The organism is Chromobacterium piscinae, assembly GCF_021129175.1.
In the GTDB taxonomy this organism is placed as follows: Bacteria; Pseudomonadota; Gammaproteobacteria; order Burkholderiales; family Chromobacteriaceae; genus Chromobacterium; species Chromobacterium piscinae.
In genome coordinates this window covers 1-797 of record NZ_JAJOHV010000181.1, presented here as the reverse complement: position 1 = coordinate 797, position 797 = coordinate 1, and the positions used below count along the sequence as shown (strand labels likewise).

The following is a 797-nucleotide window of genomic DNA, read 5'->3' as shown; positions in this document are numbered from 1 at the left end:
GGGCGGCAGGCTGCCGGCCAGCACGGCCAGGTCGCCGGCGCCGACGTGAGCGAGGCCGGAGGCCAGCGCGGCCAACTCGGCCTCGCCGGTTTCCGGGCCAGGCAGGTTGATGTCGGTGGTGTCGCCGGTTTCCAGATCGGCCAGCTTGATGTTGACGCGGCAGGCGCCGGCCACCCGCAGCATGCGGTCGTTGATGCGCTTGTCGGCGAATAACTGCTCGAACGGGCCGCTGTTGCCGCGGCCGAGCAGGCCGTGGACATGGACCGGCAGGCCCCAGTCGGCCAGGCAGGAGGCGACGTTGACGCCCTTGCCGCCGGCGTTGACGTGGGCGGCGCGCGCCAAGTTGACGCTGCCCGTCCGCAGCGCGTCCAGGGTCACGGTCTGGTCCAACGCCGGATTGGGGGTGACGGTGTGGATGGCGCCGTTCATGCCAGCGCCTCCAGCAGCTGCCGCACTTCCTCGGCGCTGTCGCAGGCCAGCGCCTGTTCGGCCAGATCGCGCAGCCTGGCGTGGCTGTGGCGGCGCAGCGTGGCCTTCACCGCGGCGATGTCGTGCGGGCTCATCGACAGCTCATCCACACCCAGGCCGGCCAGCACGGCCGCGCCCTGCGGATCGCCGGCGATGCCGCCGCAGACGCCTACCCAGCGCTGGTGCGCCGCCGCGCCTTGCACGGTCTGGCGGATCAGCCTTAGCACGGCCGGGTGCAGGCTGTCGGCCTCGGCGGCCAGCTCGGGGTGCTGGCGGTCCATCGCCAGCGCGTATTGGGTCAAGTCGTTGGTGCCGATGGAGAAGAAGTC

2 protein-coding genes are annotated in these 797 nt (G+C 72.0%); both read right to left on the bottom strand.

Annotated features, from left to right (window positions below; translation table 11 throughout):
- On the bottom strand, positions 1 to 429 hold a 429-nt coding region (locus LQR33_RS24085; protein ID WP_231470757.1), incomplete at its 3' end, for a PfkB family carbohydrate kinase.
- On the bottom strand, positions 426 to 797 hold a 372-nt coding region (locus LQR33_RS24080), incomplete at its 5' end, for a putative PEP-binding protein (protein ID WP_331282879.1). The genes LQR33_RS24085 and LQR33_RS24080, both read right to left, overlap by 4 nt.